The following is a 21,233-nucleotide window of genomic DNA, read 5'->3' as shown; positions in this document are numbered from 1 at the left end:
TTTATTGATCAATGATGACCTGATCTTAGTGTATCACTATTACATATAAATTTTAATATTTATCTAGTTTTTTATATAACATAGTGAATCCCTCCCCATAACTCCGCTAAAATATAAAAAACGGCTGGTTCAGGTCCCCCTGTTCCAGCCGTTTCTTGAATTATTATTTATTACCAGATGTTCATAAGACGGAACCGCATCCGCTTATTCTCTTATGGGGTCCAGCATGGCGGCCGCAATCGTCTGACCATCCTCCCGGCTGATCTCGACATGACCATAACGGAAGCTATACCCCCAGTTTCGATTCCCGCGTGTGAAGCTAAGCTGGTTCAATAGATCCGCAATCTTCACTTCCCGGCACGGAAAATAGCGGATATTCCGGCGGTAGGGCACAAAGGTTTCGGACATCGGATAGGGGTAGATGCTGTCATCTTCAATCTGACCAATGGCAGTGAACGCCTGGAGGACCTCCCCCTTCGCCATATCCGTCCGTGGAGAATAGTATATTAGCCAATCGCCACGGCTCATCCGCCGCAAAGGTCCTGACTTGCCATGGTTGAGCTGGGCGAATCCACCGAGCACCCCCCGCTTCACATGAGAAGCGGAGACAACCCCAATCCAGCAGCGGCTTTGCTCGCTTATACGTTGCATTCTAGAAATGCCCTCAACCGGTCCATCTGCAGAAGATGATGACGATAGTGCATTTCAATAAGCAAAAACCATTCTTTGGAGTTGAGTGGACCGAATCGCGGATGGGGTACCGTATTCTGTAGAGGTACCTGTTCAAGCTTCGGCAAGGTTTCTTTCATTCGGCCGATCACGGTATTCAATCCCTGAATTAACTGTTCTTTGCTCTCTGGCTGCACCGGGGTATATTGTGGAGAAGGCGGGACATGGACACGAATAGGCGGGAAGCTTCCTTGATCAAAAATCTCTGTACCCTCTCTTGTTTTTTCCGCGATAGAGGCAACAGAATCCTCGCCTGGAGCCAGGCATTGTTCAACATTGCGAAGCTGCATATACAGAGCCGAGTGAATCAGATGCAGATACATTTGCCCAAGCGACCACTCGTCCTCACTTGGCTGACGCTTCAACTGCTCCATACTGAAATCATCCAGTTGATGGAGATAGTAATTTGCCGTTTCTTCAAACCGCTGCAACGCTTCGGTGGTATTCATACTTTTCGAACAGCTCCTTTATCTTGATCTAATCTGATTATACAAAAACGCTACTGACAACGTTATGTCAGTAGCATTTTAATTATTTTTCAGCTTCGTCACGAACCCGGTTCCGCAAAGACCCTCCCGCCGCCAGGCTTCTTACTTGATGACTTCATAACAGATCGATGCCATCTGACCCATACGCTCCAGCCCTGTCAGCTTCAGATTGCCAGGAACTGTTCCTGCAGGAAATAACGGAATCCCCTCGCCAAGCAGCTTCGGAATCAGGGTTAGCTGCACTTCATCAATCAGTTCATGCTCCAGGAACGCCTGCACCAGCTGGCCGCCCCCCACCAGCCAGACATCCCCATCGCTCATGGCCTGCAGCCGCGGGATCAAGCTGTCCAGTGCCTCGTCGGTAAAATGAACATACTTGTCTGGAGCTTGCTCTCTTCTGGTCAGAACGTAACAAGGCTTGCCGGCATAAGGAAATTCATCCGAAATCTTCAGCACCTCATCATAGGTAAGCCTTCCCATAACCACCACGCCAATGCCCTTGTAAAAATCACCGTAGCCGTTGTCGCCCCCATCCCCTTGGACATCATAGAGCCAATCCACTGAACCATCTGGCTTGGCAATATACCCGTCCAGACTCATGGCAACATACAGCACAACTTTACTCTGCTTCATTGTTCATCGCTCCTCTCATGCTTTCATGATAAACTGGAACTATGACAATATACGTCGTAATTAAACGAGGTGCAAAAAATGAATGACCGACGGCTAGCCATGATGCAAATCATCGACTCCCGCAGAAAATTCACTGCCCGTGAGTTGGCCGAACGCTTCGGGGTGTCCTTGCGTACGATTCAGCGCGATCTCGACTACCTGCAGCAGATCGGCTTCCCGTTATATGCCGAAGTAGGTGCCCATGGCGGTTACCGGGCGCTGCCTAACCGGATTCTGCCACCGCTGCGGCTTACACCTAACGAAGCTCTGGGTCTTTTCCTGATGATTCAGGTCATGGAGCAAATCCAGAGCTTCCCCTATGAGTCGTTCCGGACGCACCTGGCCGAGCAGTACTATGCCAGTCTGCCGCCTGACGTGAAGGACTCGATCGACCGGATGCGCAGCCACATCGCCGTCCTCCAGCAGCAGCCTGCACAGCCTGCGCCGTTTACGACAGCTATTCTGCAAGCGGCAATTGCCAAGAAGCAGATTGCGTTCACCTACCGCTCGCGGAGCGGAACGAAGGACGCACAAGCAACCCCTGTCGGCATCTACCTGGAGAACGGCTACTGGTATATGCCCGCCAAGAAAGGCGACCGTGTGATTCTGTACCGCGCCGATCGCATTCTGCAGTTGGAGGTGCTGGAACAAGAGGACCTCTCCGCTCCAAATCTGCAGGAGTGGCTGGAAGCTGCCGATGAGCGGCCCCGATTGGAGGTTACGCTATGGTTTACCGCCTTTGGCGCCCGGCTCGCGGAATCCGACCCAATGTTTCACTCTCTGCAGCAGGCAGAGCTCCCTTCTGAGTATGCCTATCTTTGGAAGAGCAGCGTCCCCGTGGAAGAGTTCCCTTATACGGCGCGGGGGCTGCTGAAGTTCGGACCTGAAGTGAAGGTCGCAGAGCCGCCCCAGCTGCAGGAGACCGTTATCCAGCTGCTGGAGCTCAGCTTGAAGCCGTACCGGTGCTTACACTAGCTCATACAACGATGGATCTACCGCCTGAACAAAAGGCGTCCATTCCCCTGTCGTATACAGTAAAAGCCGGTGCATTGCCCGTGTGCATGCTGTATAAAAGAGCTTGCGCTCGCTCTCCCGGTCAAAGGACTGCGGGGAAGCATCGTAGATCAGCACTGCATCAAATTCAACACCTTTAGCGAGATAGGCAGGAATAACTAGCGTACCCTTTTCAAAAGTGGGTGTGTTCTTTGTGATCAGCCACAGCTCTTTGGAACCCCCGGCTGTCAAAGTCTCGTAAGCCTCTCTGCTCTCGGCGGCAGTCTTCGTTATAACAGCGATGGATGTACAACCTTCAGCCTGAAGCGCCGCCAGATCTGCCGCTATTCGTTCCGCCCGTTTCTCGCTGCACTCCATTTTCAGGAGGGACGGCTTCCTGCCGCTTCTGTCAAACGGCACAATTGCATCTCCGCCCGGCAAAAGCGACTTCGTAAACTCCACAATTGGACGGGTGGAGCGATAACTGCGGATAAGAAGAAACTGACTGGTTGCCGCTTCGCCATACAGCTGAATCAAGGGAGAGTCCATCCCGTGCAAATTCGTTGCCTGCGTAAAGATGGCCTGGCCGAAATCACCGAGTACCGTCATACGGGCACGGGGAAAGAGTCTTTTGAGGAACTCATACTGAAACATCGAATAATCCTGGCCTTCATCGATGAAGATATGCCGCACCTGCGTGTTGGTCCGGGCACCTTCCACAAGTTCTTTCAGATATAGATACGGTGTAGCATCTTCATAATAGAGTTCTTTTCGGCCCAGCTTTTCTTGGGTCTGCCTGCAGATTTCCGCCCAAAGCTCCGGTACCTCAGCTTCATTCGTCATCTCCCTGTATGCCGCCTCGTCTCTGAACAACTGGCTGTACAGTCCAACCATGTCTATGAACGAGAACTGTTTTACGCTCCGTCTGAGTGGTTTGAATTCCTCCTTCACAATCATTCGGCTGAGCAGCTCTTCCTCCCGCTCGGCAAAATCGAAATCACTCTCATCCGGACGGCGTTGGTTGTGCAGGATTTCGTATATTCGGGCGTACTTTTCGGCAAAGTCAAAGACCCCCTGCTCTTTATGCAGCATATTGAACACCTCAGCGTACTGCTCACTATCGAGGTAGTTCAGCTCCTCCTGTACCCAAGACGCTTCCTGCTCCTCCTTCTCCAGCCGGGTCAGCTCCTGCAGCAGCCATTTTTGTACCAGTGCGATGCGGTTCGTGAGGCGAATGGAGGAGTCATAGCTGTAAAACTTTTCTTTGATTTGCTCGCCCGGAATTAACACGCGATCCCGGAAACGGATATCGTCAAACCTCATTCCTTCCTTCACCAGCCACAACGAATAGCCGCGGAGTGCCTGAAGGTAGGCTTTAGATGCCTTATACTGAATTCCATTCATACGAGCCTCATAACCCAGAGTCTGCTGCTCGGTCAGCACATATTCGATCTGATCAAACGGGTCTTCCAAACGAAACGTTGAGGCAAGCCAATTGTCCAGATACTCCTGGAAGGTGGTCTGCTGCATGTTTTCCTCTCCGAGTTCAGGAAGAACAGTGGATACGTAACTGTTGAACATGGGGTTAGGTGAAAAAAGAACGATCTGATCAGCGGTGAGTCTTTCACGATGTTTATACAGCAGGTAAGCCACACGCTGCAGCGCCGCAGAAGTTTTCCCGCTGCCGGCTGCTCCCTGCACAATGAGCATTTGGCTGTTATCGTTGCGGATGATAGCATTCTGTTCTTTTTGAATCGTCCCCACGATGCTCTTCATTTGTGCATCTGCCCCCTGACCGAGCACCTGCTGCAGTAACTGGTCACCGATAGTTATACTCGAATCGAATACATTATGGAGATGGCCGTCACGAATCTGGTACTGCCGCTTCAGCTTCATGGTCCCGGTGATGCGCCCTCCCGGCGTTTCAAAGGCTGCTTCTCCTGGAGGATAGTCATAGTATAGACTCGCCATAGGGGTACGCCAGTCGTACACCAGAAAGCTCAGGCCATCTGCATCGACGAAGGAAGACACCCCGATATACACCTGCTCAGTGATTCCCTGGCCTTCTTCCTGAAAATCAACACGTCCAAAATATGGAGATGGCAGTAGCCGGTTCATATTTTTCCATTGCTGCAACAACCGTCCGTGGCTCCGTTCCCGTTCAGATAACACTGCAGTTTGCTGATTAATCGTGAAGAACGTCTCTTCAAAATCCTCATCCGTGCTCGTGTTGACCGTAACCTCATCCCAGAACCTTTTGCGGATATCCGCCGCCTGCTCCCTTAATTGACTTATCTTGGGCTCCAGTTCAACAATTCTTGCCTCCAGCTTTCCTACCACCAGATCCAGCCGCTGCTGCTCCTGCCGCCATTCATTTGAGTCCATCATTCCTGAATACACTCCTTCTCAAACTAAGTTAGAAAAGAAAAAAGGACGGTTGACAAAACGCAAATTCTTTTGCTATAATCAAAGTATAAAGATAATCAACAAGTCTGTCTTTATGTTATGAATATCGACAGTCCTTCAACTTTAACATATTGCTTCTTTGTATGCAATGATTTTATAGGTCTTAGCCTGGCGCGTCTGCCAGGCTTTTTCTATTTCATTACCTCGTTTCTCCCTCTAGGTCAGCTTGCCAAGACAACCTCATTCATCAATCAAAAAAGCATTGGGTCCTTTGAACGGACCCAATGCTTTTATAGATAACCATCTTCTGATTACTTAATAATTACGTATTCCAGGTTAACCAGTTTTGCATAAGTAACAATCTGGTCTGTAGTTAGATTCAAGGAAACCACGGTATGGTGGCCGCCGCCGTTCTCAATCCATGCCTTAACCCCGTCCTGGAAGTTCGGCTTCACGTTCCATAGTACACGGGCTACTGGAAGATTGGGAGCAGGAACTGTTGGTTCAAATGCAGTAACCTCATTGATCAGCAGTTTGTAATGAGTGCCGAAGTCAGCCATGGACACAACTACGCCGTCTCCTGCCTTGCCGTCAAACACCAGACGGGCCGGATCTTCACGATCGCCAATACCGAGCGGAGACACGAGGACTTTGGGCTTATTGCTTGCCAGCGTCGGGTCAACTTCAAGCATATGGGATTGAAGGATGGATTCCTGACCTGCTGCCATTTCATAGGTGTAATCTTCCATGAAACCGGTGTTTTGGTTGTGGCTCATTACTTTCAGCAGACGATCAAGGGCAGCGGTCTTCCAGTCCCCTTCACCGGCAAATCCGTATCCTTGTGCCATCAGACGCTGAACGGCCAGACCCGGAAGCTGTTTCATCCCGTAGAGGTCTTCGAAGTTCGTAGTGAAGGCCGTGTAGCCGCCATGATCCAGGAAGCGCTTGAGGGCAATTTCATAGCTTGCCTGCACTTTTACACTGGCTTCCCAAGCTTCCTTGCTGTAAGTACCATAGTCAAATTCATAAGCTTTGGAATACTCCGCGAACAAAGCATCGATTTCTTCTTCCTTCACAGCATTCACGTACCCAACAAGGTCGCCAATTCCGAAGTAGTCCACGGTCCAGCCAAATTGAATTTGAGCTTCGACCTTATCGCCTTCGGTAACGCCAACGTTACGCATGTTGTCGCCAAAGCGGGCCACTTTGATATTGAAGCTTTCATTGTAAGCAACCGCTACATCCATCCACTCTGCAATTTGCTTCTGAACTTCCGCGCGTCCCCAATATCCTACTACTACTTTATTCTGTTTTTTCAGACGGGCGTTGATAAATCCATATTCACGGTCACCATGTGCTGCCTGGTTGAGGTTCATGAAGTCCATGTCAATGGTTGCCCAAGGAATACTTTCATTGTACTGTGTAGCCAGATGAAGCAGCGGCTTCTGCAGCATTTTAGTACCGCGGATCCACATTTTTGCAGGTGAGAAGGTATGCATCCAGGTAATGACACCGGCAACTTCGTCACGATAGTTGACTTCTTTCATGAGGGCAGTGATTTTGTCTGCAGTGACTGCCAGATCCTGCAATACAAGCGGGTAAGGCAGAACGCCGCTCTTATTCAAGGCATCGGTCATTACTTGTGCATTTGCTTTCACTTCTGCTAACGCTTCTTCCCCATACAGATGTTGTGAACCTACGACAAACCAGAATTCTTTTGCACCTACTGTTGACATCATTCATCCTCTTTTCATAAATTAGTAGTTGGTATTACTTCTGCCCGTAGTAGGCATCTTTCCCGTGTTTGCGTAAGTAATGCTTATCTAGAATGCGCTGCGGCAATTCTTCAGCAAAACTATTCAATTGCCGTGCGAATAAATTCATTTTCGAAACCTCTTCAAGCACGACACTGTTCATGACTGCGGATTTGGCATCTTTGCCCCAAGTGAACGGAGCATGACCCTTAAGCAGGACACCGGGCACTGCTAAAATATCAAGCCCGCGCTGCTCAAACGTCTCGATGATGACTCGGCCGGTTTCCGCTTCATAACCACGGTCAATCTCCTCTTGGGTTAAGAAACGGGCGCAGGGAACCGAACCATAGAAGGTGTCTGCATGAGTAGTCCCCATAACAGGTACATCCAGACCCGCTTGAGCCCAAATGGTCGCCCAAGTCGAATGGGTATGCACAATACCGCCGATCTCTGCGTAATGCTTATACAGTACGGCATGAGTTGGTGTATCTGAAGAGGGTCTCATCGCTCCTTCAACCACATTGCCGTCAAAGTCAACAACTACCATATCACTGGCTTTCATCGTTTCATAACTGACACCACTAGGCTTAATAACGAATAAGCGGCTCTCGCGGTCAACAGCGCTTACGTTCCCCCAGGTGTATTTTACAAGCCCATGTTTAGGCAAATCCAGATTCGCTTGAAATACTTCTTCTTTCAGTTGCTCTAACACGTCAACCCCTCCAGTTTTCCACTAGATTATCTACAGCAGCCTGCTCAATCGCCAGACCTTGAGTGTAGCGCTCCATAAATGCTTCGAATCCCTTCACGTCGGAGCCGTCAGGATAAATCTCCTGTCCTTCGGTATCCTTAAATACTTTCTGGTCGAGGAAGTCTTCCAGGCTTTCTTGCTGATCCTTGTTACTCATGTAAGAAGCCAGAATAGCCATCCCCCATGCTCCGCCTTCACCGGCTGTAGCCATCACGGATACCGGGACATTTAAGGCAGCTGCAACAATTTTTTGTCCGACGATAGGGGTTTTAAATAAACCGCCGTGTGCCAGAATGCTGTCAATTTCGACATTTTCCTTCTTTGTCAGAATATCCATCCCGATTTTCAATGCACCAAAAGCAGTGAACAGATGAGTGCGCATGAAATTGGCCAGATTGAAACGGCTCTCAGGGGAGCGTACAAACAATGGCCGGCCTTTTTCCATTCCGGTGATATTCTCGCCTGAGAAGTAACCATAGCTAAGCAATCCGCCGCCATCCGGGTCTGCTTCCAGCGCCTTATTGAACATCACACCGAATAAATGATTCGTGTCCGCCTTCTGCCCCATAGCCTCATAGAATTCACGGAACAAGCCCAGCCAGGCGTTGATATCACTTGAACAGTTGTTGGCATGAACCATTCCGACCGGATTGCCGCCCGGTGTTGTCACCAGATCAATTTCCGGGTATACCGCCGTAAGCTCCTTCTCTAATACAAGCATAGCAAAAACCGAAGTTCCCACGGAGACGTTGCCCGTCCGTTTTCTCACACTATTCGTAGCAACCATGCCTGTTCCCGCATCACCTTCCGGAGGACAGAGCGAAATCCGTGGCTGCAGATTTTCGGATTTATCTAAAATTCTGGCTCCCGCTGCCGTTAATGCACCTGCCTGCTGACCTGAAATATGGACCTCCGGGAGAATATCTTTCAGCTTCCAGGAGTAGCCTTTGGCCGCAATGAGCTCATCAAACTGCTTAACCATGGATTCGTTGTAATCATGTGTAGTTTCATCGATCGGGAACATACCCGAAGCGTCTCCGACACCAATAGCCTTATTTCCAGTCAGCAGCCAGTGAATGTATCCAGAGAGCGTCGTAATAAAATCGATACGAGGAACATGTTCTTCTTCGTTCAATATCGCTTGATACAGGTGAGCAATACTCCAGCGCTCAGGAATGTTGAATTGAAATTTATCAGTTAACTCTTTTGCTGCAGCACCGGTTGTCGCATTCCGCCAAGTCCGGAACGGAACAAGCAGCTTACCCGCGCTGTCAAAAGCCATATACCCGTGCATCATTGCAGAGAAGCCTATAGAACCCACTGTTCGAATGGTGATTCCATATTTCCGTTCAACCTCTTGCTTCATTCCACTATAAGCCTCTTGCAGACCCGCGATAATACTCTCTAAGTTGTACGTCCAATACCCGTCTACCAGGAGGTTCTCCCACTCATAACTTCCAGATGCGATTGTTTCAAAACGATGATCAATCAGCACTGCCTTGATACGTGTGGATCCAAATTCGATCCCAAGTGAGGTTTCTCCCTTGAGTATCGCTTGTTTGATGTCTTGATCCATGCACACGTTACTCCTCTCTGAACAACTGTTTTAACCGCCATATTAGAAAGAAGGCGCTTTCCCTTATTTACAGTTTCAGTATATTTTTTGTTCGTACATTTGTCAACATACATTCATAGTTATACCTACAAATATCGTGAATACCAAGGGCTTTTCATCATATTTCAGCTGAAGTATTAGTACATGTAAGACGATAGTATCTAATCAGCTTATAATTATGCTAAAATATGTACATACAAATATTACGGGTGGATAAATTGGTATTAGAACAACCAGGAAAGAAGGAGTACAGTGAAACCAAAGTATCAGGTCATTCTTGAGGATATCAAAAGCAATATTCTTTCAGGAACATACGGCATAGGAAACCAGATTCCAACGGAATCTGCCTTGCAGGATATGTATAAAGTTAGTCGGCAGACCGTTCGAAAGGCTATTCTGGAACTATCCAATGAGGGTTTTTTAAGAAGTGAAAAAGGCTCGGGGACTTATGTCAGCAACCAATTCCGGTCAAAAACCGGCGGAAATTCAAATAATAAAACAATCGGAGTCATCACGACCTACATTTCTGATTACATCTTCCCTTCTATTATTCGCGGGATTGAATCCAGATTGAATGAAGATAATTATTCATTACTATTAGCCAGTACCAATAATGATGTCGAACAGGAAAAGAAAGCTCTGGAGATGATGCTGTCCTTTGGTGTGGATGGTCTTATTATTGAACCTACGAAGAGCAATTTATACAATCCCAATATCGCTTACTATCTGTCGTTCAAGGAGCAGGATGTTCCATTCATCATGATTAATGCTTATTATGAAGAACTCGAGGTCCCGTTCTTTTGTCTCGATGACGTACAGTCCAGCTATCTGGCCACCAAAGAGCTGATCTCTAACGGACATACACAGATTGGAATCATTGCCAAAATGGATGATTTACAAGGAAAATATCGGATGAAGGGGTATATCAAAGCTCTCGGAGAAGCCAAATTACGCTTTCACCCCGAGCAGGTACTTTCATTCTATACAGAAACCAAGCAGGACCTGTCCATCAACTTGAAGACATTCCTAACCGAAAATAGAGGCGGATTAACAGCGATTGTCTGCTATAACGACGAGGTAGGCCTGGAAGTCGTACATGTGTGCAGACAACTTGATATATCTGTTCCCGAAGACTTATCTATTATCGGTCAGGATAATTCCTATATTGCCAAAAATGCGAACATCAAACTGACGACATTGACACACCCGCAGGAACAAATGGGACGTGATGCCGCCGATTGGGTGATTAAGAAACTGCAAGGGAAGAAGGATTTAAGAAACAGCACCTATTATCAGCCTGTGTTAATTGAAGGGGAGACGGTAAGGAAGAGATAGGCGAAACCCTTGTGGATCAAGGATTTCGCCTATGGAGCAAATTAGATTCTTAAGTTCCTATTTCCGGATACCGCGCTGCCATACTTCGCGAATCGATAATGTATCCGAGATCGTTACTGTCGGGTCTCCGTCAACCAAGACCAGGTCCGCCCTTGCCCCCGCAACGATATGCCCGCGATCATTCAAGCCGAAACGGCGGGCTGTTTTTGAGGTAGCTGACTGTAAGGCCTCTATGGGTGTGAATCCCGCTTCTACTAGTAACTGCATCTCGTGGTGTACGCTGACACCATGGGCAAGTCCGCCCAGCGATGGAACCGGTACGGAGACATCCGTACCCACCAGGATGTCTACACCTGCACGATGAAGATCCATTACATTCCGGTAGTTGTCATCCATGCTGCCTTGCGGGTACGTATTGAAGCTGGCATTCAGAGTATCGATCCATTCCGGACTGAGCTTGGAGCTCACACGCGGATCCTTCGCCAATTCCGATGCGGGGTGACCGATAATCGAGGAGTTCAAGACCAGGCACGGCGTAACGAACGCACCAGCCTCAGCAATCCATTTCACCAGATCTGGAGTAGTTTCAGGGCGGTCAATGAATAAATGAGCCAGTCCCTCAACCCCAACCTCTATAGCTTGCCGGGCGGATTCAGCAGTCAATACATGGGCAATCGCAATCTTGTGATGACGATGCGCTTCCTCTACAGCCGTTCTTAGAATATCCTGGCTTAAGACAGGCAGTCCGGGCGCAGCCAATACCGTGCCTTCCTCAATCATAATCTTGATATAGTCGGCTCCCGCACTAACTTGTTCGCCCACGAAGGCCAGCGCTTCGTCCCGGCTGGTTACCGTAGGCGCCTCCCCATGATCATGCGAGTGGGCAGCCAGCATGGCGTTACGGTCTTCTTCGCTCATCTTCTCCAATTCCTTCAGTACAAAATCCGGAATTTCTCCATCCCCCGGCATGAGCTCATCGGGATGTCCCCCAGGAGGTGTGACCGCCATCCCGGCAGATCGTACGTCTGCAATGTCATCGAGCCCTTTCAATTGTGTCTCGCGGCCGCTTTTGGTGAACCCGCCCATCATCTCCAATTCAGTTGTAACTCCGAATTTCAATGCGTCGCGCAAGCCCTCTACGGAAGTGTGAACGTGCGCATCAATCAGACCCGGCAGCAAAGTCCCTCCTTCTGCATCAATAATGACGGCATGCTCCGGTATATCCCCGCCAACCGATAGAATCTGTCCGCCTTCGATCAGAACCGTCGTGGCTCGGATCACTTTTTCGCCGTCAAATATACGCGCGTTGGTGATTGCAGTAATCATCGTGTTACCCTCCTATTATGAAATGTGATTTATTCATGTTAGAAACATAACACTTAGAATACTAACTGTCAATTTTATAATTAATTGATATCTAAGTTTAAGTGTTCATCTGACAATCCCTATTCGTAAAAATAAAAAAAGACCCTCTCTCTCGAAGAAAGGGATCTCTTACGGCGGTCTGTCTCCATACAATTATCCTCAGGCTTGCTCCCAATTCCTCCGATACAAGCGGGGAGGACGGTGTCCCCCATTTTCTGTGTAGTGATCGGTTTCGGACACGAGATTAGCCACCTTACGCCGGAAGGCAGCCTTTAGCAGTTCCTTGTCCAGAATCACCTCATACACCTGCTGCAATTCCGTCAGGGTAAACAGCTTCGGCATCAGGTGCAGGGCAATATCGGTTTCATTGGTTTGATATCGCAGTCGTTCGATTGCGCTAGCAATGATTTTTCCATGATCAAAAGCCAATCCGTCATTCGACATGATAGCGTAAACGACTGACTTAGAGGTCGGCTTTGCCGTTACAGTCCGGTTGATAACCGCCGTCAATTCTTCTCCTTCGGCACTAAGCTTAAGCTCGTAGGTCAAGGTTTTGACGTATCCTTCGTCCAGCAATTCCTTTTGCTCCCGCAGATGCCGGTAGCTTACCTTGAACCAGGCAGCATCTTCGGCATCGTCACCCGCCTTTAGCTGAAACCGGCTGCTGTCGATTAAAGCCATATAGCTGCAGCTCATCACCCAAGTGCGGGGATCACGCCCGACATCGGTAAAGGTGTGGAGTTGTTCCAAGTATACGTCATCAACGCCGGTTTCCTCGCTCAGTTCCCGCGCGGCAGCCTGATCAGCGTTCTCGTCCGGCCGGATGAATCCGCCGGGCAGTGCCCATTTTCCCAAGAAGGGATGCCCTCCCCGGCGAATGAGCAGGATACGCAGCTCTTTTTCCGGAAGCTTGCGGTAGTTGTCCGCCTCCGTATTCGTCACAGTAAAAATGACCATATCCGCCGCCATCGAAGGCCGCTCGTAATCCCCTGCCCGATATTGCTCCAAAAATTCACGCTCTGTAAGTCCGTCACGATCCACCAATTCCAATGTCTCCGCCTCCCTGATTCTTTTCTTTTAGTTTTGCAGTTCTCCGAAATAATTGCAATAAGGCTCAAAGTTCGCTAACACACCGTCTACCTTACGCATACGTTCCTCCAGCGTTCCTCTTAACGTAATAAAGGGAATCCGCCGCTCCTTCAAATCCGCTAGGATTTGCTTATGAAAAACATGGCGCTTCTGATCGCCGCTGCGATCCCACGTATCGTCGTAAGGAATATCGTCGTCGCACAGGAAAAATAAGTCATACCGCTGCGCGTTCTCCAGAGCGATCCGGGTCAGAAGCTCCGGAGCCCGTCCGTGGTAATCCAAGGCATACATATACGTGGTAATTGCATTCGTGTCGACAAAGAGATACCGGTCTGCTTCCAGCAGCGCCTGCTCTTCCCGCTTCATATGGCCCACGGCAATTTCATCAAAGGCACTGAGGCCGATCCGGCGGTCCACCTGATGCTCAGTCCAATAATCCCGCCCGTACTCACTGGCAAAGGTTGTCCCGTACCGCCGGGCTAATGCTGCGGTGATGGTTGACTTACCGGTTGACATCGCTCCCACAAAAACCACTTTCGTGATTAAATCCCGGTACACGATATCACTTACATAATCCCGGTATTTATGAGGATCGGAACGGATCATTGTAGCTGATACCGGTACATGCTGGCGAGCTTCATCCACCCGCCGGTCTGTTGCACCTAATGCAATGCTCATATGCCCGCCATAGAACTCGCTCGAATAAAAGTGGGTCACTCGCTCGCCCTGAAGCAGCCCCAGAATATACAGTTCTTCCCGGATCTCATGCTCCCTGTCGTCCGAGTACCCATCCGGGCCATCCCAGGCTTCGATTACCCGAACCAGCGGATAGAGCTTACGGATCCAGCCCGCCCGGATATGCAGCGGAATCGGGGTAACCTTCGTCTCATAAATGACCACGATCAATTCGTCTACCTCCTGCAGCGCCATCTCGATCATGTACTGGTGTCCTTTATGCAGCGGAGCGAACTTCCCGAGCGTTAATCCAAGAGTCTTCATGCGAGCGCCTCCTTAGCCCCTTTGTTCCAGTTATAATAGCCGTAGGCCGCGTTAATCAGGTAGGCGCTCCACATGACAATCATCAACAGGCCCTCACCGCTGCCTTCCAGCGTCCGGATCACCCATAGCAGCACCGTGAACATATTCAGCACAATATAGACCAGCCATTGTTCCTTGAATCTTCTCACCATCAAAATCGTGGCCACTATGGATAACACTGTCGTTATGGCATCGATGTAAGGCGAGTTCTGCCCCGAAATGAACGATAGACTGAACCCCAGCAGCAGGGAACCTACAATACAGACCGCCAAAGCGAGGAACATACCTTTAAGCTCCATCTGGCGCATAGACAGCTTACCACTCTGAAAATTCTTCTTCCACATGTAGAAGCCGGCGACATTCATCGGAACAAAGAACATCAAATTCAGCGTCACCTCGCCAAATAATCCGTTGACATAAGCCAAATAGGCGTAGCCAAAGGTATTATACATGCCAAAAACATAACTCATCAGCTTCCCCTTCGCCGAAAGCACTACACATAGCACTCCGGTGATAAAGACTGTGAATCCGAAAAAAGAATCCTTGGAAAGAAACGTAAAACTGACAGCAATTAAAGTAAACAACACCAGCCAGACCACTTCGAACAACTTCCAACCGCCCACAGCCCTTTTCATGTTCTATCCCTCCATTTCCCCGTTTATGCTTGCTGAAAGTCACTTAGCCCAATAACTTAGTAATACATTGATATTTACTATTTGTTACTATCAACATAACAGAGAATCCGGCAATATTCAAGTAAAATCCCTCTTTAACGCAGAACAAAACGGCCTCAGTCCCATGAAATCAGAACCAAGGCCGCTTAAAATAGCCGGGTGAACATGTTAAGCCTCAGAGCCTCAGACAACATTCATCCCTAGTTATACTTGGTCTGCACTGGCTGTGACGGCAAGTATTCGTACAATGGATGCGCGTGCTGAACCATGGATGAATCCACCTTTCCTTTTTTTTCGTTGTTTTGGCTGCCACTACCGCAGCCTTGACTCTATCGTATACCGGATTCACTGACAATCATTGTCAGCGAAGTTTAATCCGGACCGTCTTCATAATGTTTTGCGACTCCATATGCCATTTCCCGGATCTGGCGCTTCAGCTCCAGCGGTTCCCGAATGCGAATGGCTGTGCCGAACGTCATCAGGTACATCGGAAGGTACTTGTTCATCGTCGGGACGTCGAGTAGAAACCGTGCCTCCCGATCGGTCCGTTCCGTTAAATAGTGACGCAGATGCCAGTGGCCACAAACCGCGTTCAGCGTGCCAGGCTCTCCCTCAATGCGGATAACGGTCAGCGGTCCATCCGCCTCCCGTCTCCGCTCGGATTGATCACGGAAATAGACGGACGCAGAGAAACGCTCTGGCTTTTCGAACCGCGCTTCAGTCAGCTCCAGCCGTGCAATGCGGTCCACGCGGAATGTCCGCACTGCCTGCGACCGCCGGCAGAACGCGACAGCGTACCATTCGTTTCGGTCGTACACCAACCCGTACGGATCGATGTCACGTTCGCTCGCCAGCTCCGCATTCACTTTACGATAGGCGATGTGGAGCGTTCGCCCGTCCTTGGCCGCCTGCTCCAGTTCCTTGAGCAACAGAACAGCGGAAGGCGGACGCACCGGAGAGATTACATCCAAGCCGCTCATCTGAAGGGACAGATCGTGGCGCTGCTCCTCGTGTAGTCCGTTCTCCACCTTCTTCAATGCGCTTTCCAGCTCCTCTGTATAGGGATAGCCCGCGCCTTGCGCAAATTTAAATGCATCCATGAGTGCCTTCAGCTCTACAGAGTTGAAGAACAATGGCGTCTCCTTGAAATTCCCCAAAATGCGAATACCGCCTTCATGACCTGACTCCGCAACAACCGGCACACCGCTGGCGCATAATGCGTCTATATACCGGTACACGGTGCGGACGCTGATCTCCAAATTGTCCGCGATCTGCGCAGCGGTAAGCTTCCTTCCAGATCGCAGCATCCACAGCATGGACAGCATGTTATCCCACTTCGCCACCGGGAGCCCCCCTTTCCTCGAGTACATGAAACTGATTTGTTATGGTGTAATTCTACTACGATTCCATTCTTGGAGTTATGTCACATCCAACCTTACACCCAATGTTGTATACTAATTTTTTTGCATCCGCTGTGGGATCTAATATGGGCCTCTGAAAGTTGAAAATGTCTCATAATGGGTATTCTTACTAAGGGATGATACTTTGAACACACAATTTTGTTACCACCAAGGGAGGAAGTATCAGCATGGCCGATTTTAACAAACAAAGAATCGTGGAGAGTGTTCCGCAACGGGGGTTTTTCGGACATCCCAAAGGGCTGTTTACTCTGTTCTTCACAGAGTTTTGGGAGCGCTTTTCCTATTATGGAATGAAAGCTATCCTTGTTTATTATATGTATTACGAACTGAGTCAAGGCGGACTCGGCATGGAGGAGAGCACCGCTCTCGCCATTATGTCTATTTATGGTTCACTTGTCTATATGTCCGGGATTATTGGCGGCTGGTTAGCGGATCGGGTATTCGGAGCGTCGAAGGCTGTATTCTACGGCGGTATCTTAATCATGCTAGGGCATATCACCTTGGCTATCCCGGGAAGTATTTCATTGTTTTTTGTTTCCATGGTTTTAATCGTACTGGGTACAGGCTTACTGAAGCCTAACGTATCCAGTATTGTAGGTCAACTGTACAGCGAGGATGATGGGCGCCGCGATGCAGGCTTCAGTATTTTCTACATGGGCATCAATCTGGGGGCATTCATCGCTCCGCTAATAGTAGGAACCATCGGCATGGATTACAATTTCCACCTGGGCTTCAGTATTGCAGCCGTCGGGATGTTTCTGGGATTAATCATGTTTGCCTCTACCAAGAAAAAAAACCTCGGTCTTGCAGGCACTTTAGTGGCAAGTCCGTTATCAAGCGCAGAACGTAAAAAAGTGTCTCTTTTATTCGGTACCAGTGCAGTACTTCTCGCTGTTATCGTTGCGGTTACGATTCCATTAGGCCTGTTAACGTTTAAATCCTTTATCGTGATCGTAGGGATTCTGGGGATTCTGATTCCAACCCTATACTTCATTGTCATGTTCCGTAGTTCAAGAACAACCAGCGTGGAACGCTCAAGACTCGTTGCTTATATTCCGCTGTTTATTGCAGCGATTATGTTCTGGGCCATTCAAGAGCAAGGATCAACTATTCTTGCCAGTTATGCAGATAAACGTACAGAACTCCATTTTGCCGGACTGCATATTTCGCCAGCCTGGTTTCAGTCTTTAAATCCTTTGTTTGTTATCACGTTAGCCCCTCTGTTCGCCTGGTTATGGGTGAAGCTTGGGAAACGGCAGCCCACGATACCGAAGAAATTCGCCTTGGGTCTATTGTTTGCCGGATTGTCCTTCCTGGTGATCCTCTTGCCGGCTTACTTTGGCGGTGAGAACTCCCTGGTGAATCCTTTATGGCTCGTGCTTAGCTATTTCATCGTTGTGGTGGGGGAATTATGCTTGTCTCCTGTCGGCCTATCAGCTACGACCAAACTAGCGCCCTCCGCCTTCTCCGCTCAGACCATGAGCTTATGGTTCTTATCCAATGCGGCTGCCCAAGCGATTAATGCGCAGATTGTCAGATTTTATTCGCCAGAGACTGAGATGGTATACTTTGGTGTCATTGGAGGAGCGGCAATCCTCCTCAGTATTCTGCTCTACTCATTCTCCTCGAAAATTCAGGGGTATATGAAAGGGATACAATAAAAGAATTTATCCAGATTATTGAGGAGCACCAGATTATTATGGTGCTCCTTTTTTGTCGGTTAACTAGTTCAACGATGAGTACGCCATAGTTGGCTTTTAGCCCAACTTATGATACGGTTTACCCTGCTGTTTTTATCGGCAAGTTAGATTAGCCAATCGCCGTATCTCATCACTTAACCTTCGGTTGACTGGATACACTCCTTCTATGAAATCTAAAATACGAAGTGCCGATTCCGGAACATGATTGTATCCCTGTATCATGTCACCGATGATTTCCGCAAAACGGGGGTATCTCTTCTCTAACCTCCTCTCATTCCCGAATGGGTCAGGAAAGTAATCCACCTCCTTCTCCAATAAATGGAGTACTGATAGAATTCTGTCTATAGCGTAACCTTGAACAAACCGCGAAGCCGATAGGCGCTCTCCCCTTGCATAGCGACCGAGCCCTACGTATAGATTAGTTAAGGCTTCGTTCAAAGGAAAGTCCAAAGAATCGTTTTTTAGGGTTGGGATCGGATTGGAAGGCTTGGCTAATTCCGTATTGTCGCACATCTGATCCTTCCATATAACCCGGCCCTCCGTATAGGAGGCGTTCGCCAGCTCCCATTCCTCGAATACAGCGTATTCCCCAAAAATTCCGTCCTCGAACAATACCTTGTATCCAACATCCGAATTCTTAAATGAATAGGCTAGAGGATGTACTTCTTCGAGCCAATCCAGTCGGTCGATATATCTGTTTTTATGCCCCGGTCTCACTATAACAAAGAAATCCAAATCCGAATATTCATCTAACCGTTCTGTCTCGACCCCAACAGAACCAACACCTAATAATAAAAGAGCTCCTCCCATACGTTCGAGCGACCTGCCGATCTCGTTAAGCCGCTGTAACAGCAATTCTGTTCTCAGCATACGTATCCTCCCCTGGTTTTAAATACAAAAAGGGTCCAACCCACTTCTCAGCGAGGTTGAACCCGAAGGTTTCATTGCCTTTATTATACTAGAATTATAGCGCATTGATTGTTGCTGTCAATCGTAATAACTTGCAGAGGTTCACTCCTGGAGCATTTCTACTTCTCCTGCTCCTTGATCACCTGCTCAATCCCGAGCAGAATCAGCTTCAGGCCGAACTCAAACGCCTCGTCGGTCCCCATTATCTCGAACAGCCCGTTCGTAAACATCCTCCGGAACAGTCCTGCATCCACCTCCCCCATGGAATCCATGAGCCGGATCAGCTCCTCACCCGGAGGCGCCCCCTGGTCTTTAAGAATCGCGGTGACATTGCGCTCATGCTGATAATTGTCTAGAACGAAGTAGAAGACATAGTTCACAAGCGTAGTAACCACCTGCATTTTCTGCGCTTGGTCAAGCGTTGTCGATTCCACGCAGAGCAGCATACGGTTGGTGAACCGGATGATGTCCGGTTCATGGGGCAGCGTGATCATCATGAGCTGCGTAGAGCAGGGATATCGGCTAAGCACGTTCCTTACGGTTACTGCAAGCCCTGTCAATTGCTCCTTCCAATCCCCCTCGGAATCGAATTCCTCCAGGATCACCTTCGATACCTGATTGGCCAGGCGCTGGTAAAGATTCTGTTTGCTCTTGAAGTACCAGTAAAGGGAAGGAGCCTGAATTCCCAGCCTGTCGGCCAGTCGTCTCATGCTGAATTTCTCGATGTCCTCCTCCCCAAGAAGCTCCCACGAGACTTCCAGAATCCTGTCCTCCGAAATTTGAGGCTGCTTCTTTTTCATCAATATCCGCCCTTTTATCTAACAGTGTAAGTTTATGCTTTACAGGTCTATAGCTTCATGATATCATCTAACACTGTAAGGTTCAATCTAACACCGTTAGACTGTAAAAAATAAAAGAAAGTGGTGATCCAACATGGATTCAGAAAACCTCTATTACTTTGAGAAAGCACCGGTCGCAAAGGCCGTAGCTCACTTCGCTGTACCGATGATGCTAGGCACATCAATGAATGTTATATACTCCCTCTTGAATGCCTATTTCCTTGGCACACTGCATAATACTGCTATGTTAACCGCTCTCGCGCTAACCTTGCCGTTATTCGCAATCATTATGGCGCTGGGCAACTTGATTGGCATGGGCAGCGGTACCTACATCTCCCGGATGCTAGGTGAGAAAAAGTACGATGACGTAAAGCATGTGTCTTCATTCGCTTTTTACAGCAGCTTAGTTCTCGGTCTTATCGCGATGGCCGTGGGCCTCCCGCTCATCAATCTCATCGTTCATGGCCTGGGGGCAACACCTGACTCCTTCGGATTTACGAAAGACTATGTCACTATTATGCTTATAGGTTCACCATTCGTTGTATTATTCTTCACGCTGGAGAATATCGTGCGTTCGGAGGGTGCAGCCATCACATCGATGACCGGGATGATTCTAAGTGTTGTTGTAAATATCATTCTCGATGCGCTCGTCATCTTCGTGTTCCATTGGGACGTGATCGGCGTTGCGTCAGCTACGGTCGTTTCCAACATAGTTGCGAGTGTATACTTTGCCCTCTATATGAGAAATAAAAGCCAATTTTTAACGATCTCCGTAAAATGGTTTAAGGCTACCAAAGACATTCTGGGCAATGTATTCAAAATCGGGGTTCCCGTCTTTATTATGAGCATCTTTTTGGGGGCCATGTCGCTGATCTTCAACCATTTTCTTGTCGAATACGGGGATGCAGCCATCGCGGCTTACGGAATTTCATCACGTTTATTGCAATTTCCTGAGTTTATTCTGATGGGCTTATGCGAGGGGGTCGTGCCGCTCATTGCCTTCTCTTTTACAGCGGATAAATTGCGCATGAAAAATACCATTGGATTTACGATCAAAGCGATTGTGGGGTTAGCAGCCGTATTCGGTATCATCGTCTACTTCGTTGCCGACCATTTAATTGGGCTATTTACAAATGACCCGCATTTAATTGAAATGGGCAGCTACATTCTGCATGTGACGTTCTTATCCTTGTTCATTACAGGAATGACCACTCTGTTCACCGGAGTCTTCCAGGCAACAGCGCAAGGAACGGCCGCATTTATTATGTCGATCATTCAAGGCGTTACACTGATTCCTGTGCTTTATATCGCCAATGAAATGAACGGCTTCCACGGGGTGGTCTGGTCGCTTGTCATTGCGGATGCCGCCGCATTCCTTGTCGGTGCCTTCATGCTGTATGTTCTGCGGAACAAATTACAGCCGGAATTAGACTATTTGGTACAGTAGAAATTATA

The 21,233-nt window shown here is 48.6% G+C and carries 18 protein-coding genes; 4 read left to right on the top strand and 14 right to left on the bottom strand.

The features are described from left to right. Window positions 1-204 precede the first annotated feature (204 nt). From A3844_RS23525 to A3844_RS23515, 3 genes are all read right to left on the bottom strand, one after another. Entirely contained in the window at window positions 205-651 is a 447-nt protein-coding gene (locus tag A3844_RS23525; RefSeq protein ID WP_074108632.1) for an EVE domain-containing protein, read from the bottom strand. Then, window positions 639-1,178: a DinB family protein gene (locus tag A3844_RS23520; RefSeq protein ID WP_074108631.1), complete on the bottom strand. Its 540-nt coding sequence runs from the start codon at window positions 1,176-1,178 to the stop codon at window positions 639-641. Before A3844_RS23520 ends, A3844_RS23525 begins: the two co-directional genes overlap by 13 nt. 141 nt (window positions 1,179-1,319) lie before the next feature. After that, entirely contained in the window at window positions 1,320-1,850 is a 531-nt protein-coding gene (locus tag A3844_RS23515) for a dihydrofolate reductase family protein (RefSeq protein ID WP_074108630.1), read from the bottom strand. Between the two features lie 78 nt (window positions 1,851-1,928). Between A3844_RS23515 and A3844_RS23510 the strand changes: the two genes are divergently transcribed. After that, window positions 1,929-2,864, top strand: coding sequence for a helix-turn-helix transcriptional regulator (locus A3844_RS23510; protein ID WP_074108629.1), 936 nt, complete (start codon window positions 1,929-1,931; stop codon window positions 2,862-2,864). Here A3844_RS23510 and helD read toward each other — a convergent pair. The 4 genes from helD to A3844_RS23490 form a co-directional block, all read right to left on the bottom strand. Then, window positions 2,856-5,267 (bottom strand): RNA polymerase recycling motor HelD, encoded by a 2,412-nt coding sequence (gene helD, locus A3844_RS23505; protein WP_074108639.1) that lies wholly within the window; start codon window positions 5,265-5,267, stop codon window positions 2,856-2,858. The two genes, A3844_RS23510 and helD, sit on opposite strands and share 9 nt — an antisense overlap. Window positions 5,268-5,599: 332 nt before the next feature. Continuing rightward, on the bottom strand, window positions 5,600-7,024 hold the full coding sequence (gene araA, locus A3844_RS23500; protein WP_074088267.1) for an L-arabinose isomerase: 1,425 nt from the start codon (window positions 7,022-7,024) through the stop codon (window positions 5,600-5,602). Between the two features lie 34 nt (window positions 7,025-7,058). Next, a complete protein-coding gene (locus tag A3844_RS23495) occupies window positions 7,059-7,754 on the bottom strand; it encodes an L-ribulose-5-phosphate 4-epimerase (protein ID WP_074088266.1) in 696 nt (231 codons plus the stop codon). A 1-nt stretch (window position 7,755) separates the two neighbouring features. Then, window positions 7,756-9,369, bottom strand: a complete 1,614-nt coding sequence (locus A3844_RS23490; protein ID WP_074088265.1) for a xylulokinase — start codon at window positions 9,367-9,369, stop codon at window positions 7,756-7,758. Window positions 9,370-9,660: 291 nt separating this feature from the next. Between A3844_RS23490 and A3844_RS23485 the strand changes: the two genes are divergently transcribed. Then, window positions 9,661-10,743, top strand: coding sequence for a GntR family transcriptional regulator (locus A3844_RS23485; protein WP_074088264.1), 1,083 nt, complete (start codon window positions 9,661-9,663; stop codon window positions 10,741-10,743). A gap of 57 nt (window positions 10,744-10,800) precedes the next feature. Here the strand turns inward: A3844_RS23485 and A3844_RS23480 are convergent, their stop codons facing one another. From A3844_RS23480 to A3844_RS23460, 5 genes are all read right to left on the bottom strand, one after another. Then, a complete protein-coding gene (locus A3844_RS23480; RefSeq protein ID WP_074088263.1) occupies window positions 10,801-12,069 on the bottom strand; it encodes an amidohydrolase family protein in 1,269 nt (422 codons plus the stop codon). A gap of 198 nt (window positions 12,070-12,267) precedes the next feature. Then, the gene (locus A3844_RS23475) at window positions 12,268-13,158 is read right to left on the bottom strand and encodes an NUDIX hydrolase (protein ID WP_074088262.1); all 891 of its coding nucleotides are present in this window, start codon (window positions 13,156-13,158) and stop codon (window positions 12,268-12,270) included. 27 nt (window positions 13,159-13,185) lie between these two features. Then, entirely contained in the window at window positions 13,186-14,196 is a 1,011-nt protein-coding gene (locus A3844_RS23470; protein WP_074088261.1) for an AAA family ATPase, read from the bottom strand. Continuing rightward, complete coding sequence (pnuC, locus tag A3844_RS23465) at window positions 14,193-14,870, bottom strand: nicotinamide riboside transporter PnuC (RefSeq protein WP_074088260.1); 678 nt, start codon at window positions 14,868-14,870, stop codon at window positions 14,193-14,195. The genes A3844_RS23470 and pnuC overlap by 4 nt, the downstream gene beginning before the upstream one ends. A gap of 410 nt (window positions 14,871-15,280) precedes the next feature. Continuing rightward, the gene (locus A3844_RS23460) at window positions 15,281-16,252 is read right to left on the bottom strand and encodes a helix-turn-helix transcriptional regulator (protein ID WP_074088259.1); all 972 of its coding nucleotides are present in this window, start codon (window positions 16,250-16,252) and stop codon (window positions 15,281-15,283) included. Between the two features lie 245 nt (window positions 16,253-16,497). On the opposite strand from A3844_RS23460, the gene A3844_RS23455 reads away from it, so the two are divergent. After that, window positions 16,498-17,991 (top strand): peptide MFS transporter, encoded by a 1,494-nt coding sequence (locus A3844_RS23455; protein WP_074088258.1) that lies wholly within the window; start codon window positions 16,498-16,500, stop codon window positions 17,989-17,991. A gap of 132 nt (window positions 17,992-18,123) precedes the next feature. Here the strand turns inward: A3844_RS23455 and A3844_RS23450 are convergent, their stop codons facing one another. Continuing rightward, window positions 18,124-18,900 carry a hypothetical protein gene (locus A3844_RS23450; RefSeq protein ID WP_074088257.1) on the bottom strand — a complete coding sequence of 259 codons (777 nt, stop codon included), beginning with the start codon at window positions 18,898-18,900 and terminating at the stop codon, window positions 18,124-18,126. 158 nt (window positions 18,901-19,058) lie between these two features. Next, the gene (locus A3844_RS23445; protein WP_074108628.1) at window positions 19,059-19,739 is read right to left on the bottom strand and encodes a TetR/AcrR family transcriptional regulator; all 681 of its coding nucleotides are present in this window, start codon (window positions 19,737-19,739) and stop codon (window positions 19,059-19,061) included. A 133-nt stretch (window positions 19,740-19,872) separates the two neighbouring features. Here A3844_RS23445 and A3844_RS23440 point away from each other — a divergent pair, with 133 nt between their 5' ends. Further along, window positions 19,873-21,225 (top strand): MATE family efflux transporter, encoded by a 1,353-nt coding sequence (locus tag A3844_RS23440; protein WP_074088255.1) that lies wholly within the window; start codon window positions 19,873-19,875, stop codon window positions 21,223-21,225. Window positions 21,226-21,233 lie beyond the last annotated feature (8 nt).

The sequence above is a fragment of the Paenibacillus helianthi genome, assembly GCF_001909055.1.
In the GTDB taxonomy this organism is placed as follows: Bacteria; Bacillota; Bacilli; order Paenibacillales; family Paenibacillaceae; genus Paenibacillus_AQ; species Paenibacillus_AQ helianthi.
The sequence above is the reverse complement of the archived record's forward strand: the minus strand, read 5'-3'. Positions and strand labels throughout refer to the sequence as shown.

Bases quoted from the DNA above. Each gene is read 5' to 3' on its own strand.
- A3844_RS23525 (WP_074108632.1), bottom strand. From the start codon at position 651: ATGCAACGTATAAGCGAGCAAAGCCGCTGCTGGATTGGGGTTGTCTCC.
- A3844_RS23520 (WP_074108631.1), bottom strand. From the start codon at position 1,178: ATGAATACCACCGAAGCGTTGCAGCGGTTTGAAGAAACGGCAAATTAC.
- A3844_RS23515 (WP_074108630.1), bottom strand. From the start codon at position 1,850: ATGAAGCAGAGTAAAGTTGTGCTGTATGTTGCCATGAGTCTGGACGGG.
- A3844_RS23510 (WP_074108629.1), top strand. From the start codon at position 1,929: ATGAATGACCGACGGCTAGCCATGATGCAAATCATCGACTCCCGCAGA.
- helD (WP_074108639.1), bottom strand. From the start codon at position 5,267: ATGGACTCAAATGAATGGCGGCAGGAGCAGCAGCGGCTGGATCTGGTG.
- araA (WP_074088267.1), bottom strand. From the start codon at position 7,024: ATGTCAACAGTAGGTGCAAAAGAATTCTGGTTTGTCGTAGGTTCACAA.
- A3844_RS23490 (WP_074088265.1), bottom strand. From the start codon at position 9,369: ATGGATCAAGACATCAAACAAGCGATACTCAAGGGAGAAACCTCACTT.
- A3844_RS23480 (WP_074088263.1), bottom strand. From the start codon at position 12,069: ATGATTACTGCAATCACCAACGCGCGTATATTTGACGGCGAAAAAGTG.
- A3844_RS23470 (WP_074088261.1), bottom strand. From the start codon at position 14,196: ATGAAGACTCTTGGATTAACGCTCGGGAAGTTCGCTCCGCTGCATAAA.
- pnuC (WP_074088260.1), bottom strand. From the start codon at position 14,870: ATGAAAAGGGCTGTGGGCGGTTGGAAGTTGTTCGAAGTGGTCTGGCTG.
- A3844_RS23455 (WP_074088258.1), top strand. From the start codon at position 16,498: ATGGCCGATTTTAACAAACAAAGAATCGTGGAGAGTGTTCCGCAACGG.
- A3844_RS23450 (WP_074088257.1), bottom strand. From the start codon at position 18,900: ATGCTGAGAACAGAATTGCTGTTACAGCGGCTTAACGAGATCGGCAGG.
- A3844_RS23445 (WP_074108628.1), bottom strand. From the start codon at position 19,739: ATGAAAAAGAAGCAGCCTCAAATTTCGGAGGACAGGATTCTGGAAGTC.
- A3844_RS23440 (WP_074088255.1), top strand. From the start codon at position 19,873: ATGGATTCAGAAAACCTCTATTACTTTGAGAAAGCACCGGTCGCAAAG.